The sequence below is a fragment of the Trebonia sp. genome (assembly GCF_049794275.1).
Taxonomy (GTDB): domain Bacteria; phylum Actinomycetota; class Actinomycetes; order Streptosporangiales; family Streptosporangiaceae; genus Trebonia.
The window spans coordinates 1-2,410 of sequence record NZ_JBARCR010000646.1; the positions used below are offsets into that span (position 1 = coordinate 1).

At 74.1% G+C, this 2,410-nt stretch carries 2 protein-coding genes; both read left to right on the plus strand.

Annotated elements, in window-relative coordinates; translation table 11 throughout:
* Positions 1-1,062 (plus strand): ABC transporter permease (locus WA805_RS17375; protein ID WP_425242853.1); only part of this gene is annotated, 1,062 nt, incomplete at its 5' end.
* A 142-nt stretch (positions 1,063-1,204) separates the two neighbouring features.
* A partial coding sequence (locus WA805_RS17380; RefSeq protein WP_425242854.1) for an FtsX-like permease family protein occupies positions 1,205-2,410 on the plus strand: 1,206 nt, incomplete at its 3' end.

Below are 2,410 nucleotides of genomic sequence, written 5' to 3' on the forward strand. Positions count from 1 at the left end.
CTCGGCGTGCTGGCCGCGCTGACATTCTCCGCGGGCATCTCCGACGCGGTCCGCAACCCGGCGCGGTTCGGCCAGACGTGGCAGCTGGAGACCTTCTACGGCGAGGACGGCCAGGACTTCGCCCCGGCGGGCGCGGCGTCCCGTGCCGCGGCGGCCGACCGCGACGTCACCGGGTTCCTCGACGTGCGCATCGCCGGCGCTCAGGCGGGCCGCGTCTCGATCGAAAGCTTCACCTACGCCCCGGTGGGCGGCAAGCGCATTCCCATGGTGCTGACCGCGGGCCGGATGCCCGCCAGCCCTGGCGAGATCGCGCTCGCGCCGACCACCGCCAGGGAGCTGGCAGCGGTCGTTGGCGCCACGATCCGGCTCGCCGGCGGCGCCGCTGCGCGCACCATGACCGTCTCCGGCATCGCCTTCGTCCCGTCCGGGTCGCACAACAGCTACGACCAGGGCGCCTGGCTGACTCCGGGCGGGTACGACCGGCTGTTCGCCGGCGCGCGCTACGCGTTCAAGTTCCACACGGCGGTGGTCGCGCTGCGGCCAGGCGCTGACGTGGCGGGGGTGGCGACCCGGCTGGACGCCACGGTCCGCTCGGCCACGCACGCCCGGGGGGTTGTCTTCACGCCCCCGCAGTCGTTGCCGGTGGAGGAGCTCGAGGACGTGTCGGTGCTGCCGCTCGCGCTCGGCGGGTTCCTCGCTCTGCTCGCGGCCGGGGCGGTCGGGCAGGCGCTCACGATGGCGGTGCGCCGCCGGCGGCGTGAGCTCGCGGTGCTGCGCACCCTCGGGCTGACCGGCCGGCAGACCCGGCTGGTGGTGGTCACGCAGGCAAGCGCGCTCGCCGTGATCGGGCTCGCGCTGGGCATTCCGCTCGGCCTGGCGGTCGGCCGCGCGCTCTGGCGGGTCGTCGCGGACTTCACCCCGCTGGCGTACTACCCGCCGCTTTCGGTCTGGGCGCTGGCGCTGATCGTGCCGGTGACGCTGCTGGCCGCCAACCTACTGGCTATCTGGCCCGGCTATCGTGCCGCGCGGCTGCAGCCTGGCCGCATCCTGCGCGGCGAATGACAGCCGTGCCGCGAGGGTGTGGGTAGCGTCCCCGCCCGAGTGGGCCAGCCACCATTGCCCGGCGCCCCGGCCGGACGGTTAGCTTGGCTCATGATCCTTCTGCGCCGCCTCAGCGGCGGTCCCGCGGGCTGGTGACCCGGCCATGGGCATCGCACTGACCTGGCTGCGGCTCGACCTGCGGCGGCGCTGGCGGTCGCTGGTTGTCCTCGTGCTCCTCGTCGCGCTGTCCGTCGGCGTCGTACTCACCGCGGTAGCCGGCGCCAGGCGCGGCGACACGGCCTTCGACCGGCTGTGGGCCCGCACGCTCCCCGCGACCGTCACCGTGCTGCCGAACCAGCCCGGCTTCGACTGGTCGAAAGTCGCGGCACTGCCCGGGGTCACCGCGGTGGGCCTGTTCGCCGTCTACTACGGGGGCGCGGTGGAGGGCATGGACGGAGTAGACGTCGGCTTCCCGCCCGCGAACGCCGGCGTGGGCCAGACCGTCGAGCGGCCGGTGGTCCTCGCGGGCCGGATGTACAACCCAAGCCGGGTGGACGAGGTGGTCGCCAGCCCGCACTTCATGACCGCCCATCACCTGCGGGTCGGCGACACGCTGACACTGCACCTGTCCACCCCCGCCCAGGCCGCCGCAGGCATCGACGCGAGCCAGATCCCGCCGGCCGGCCCGCAGGTCAAGGTGACCATCGTGGGGGTGGTCAGGTCCCCCTTCTTTATCGACAGCCCAGGGGACAGCGGCGGGATGCTCCCGACGTACGCCTTCTTTACCCGGTACCGCGCCGACATCCTGGGCCCGGGGAGCAACCCCCCGATCTACGTCAACGCGCTGATCCGGCTGGCCGGCGGCGAGGCGGCGATCCCGGCCTTCCGAGCCGGCCTCGCCCGCGTGACGGGACGCTCGGACATCGACGTGTGGGACAACTACGCGGTGTTCGGCGGACCGGTCAAGAGGGTGAGCGAGTACGAGGCGGCCTGCCTGCTCGCGTTCGGGCTTGCGGCGCTGCTCGCCGCCCTGATCCTCGTCGGCCAGAGCGTGGCCAGGTACGCCTCCGCCGCGATGGCGGAACTACTCGTGCTGCGAGCCGTGGGGCTGACCCGGTGGCAGGCGGCGTCGTCCGTCGCGTTCGGGCCAGCGCTGGCCGCGGTCGCCGGCGCCACGCTTGGCGTGGGCGGCGCGATCGTCGCCTCCGGCTGGATGCCGATCGGCGAGGCCTCCCTCACAGAACCGAACCCGGGGATCGACGCCGACTGGCTGGTGCTCGGCGTCGGCTGGGCCGCCGCCGTGCTGCTCGTGACGGCCGCCGCCGCGGTCATCGCGTGGGCGGCTCTGAGCGCCGCGCGGGCGCCGGAA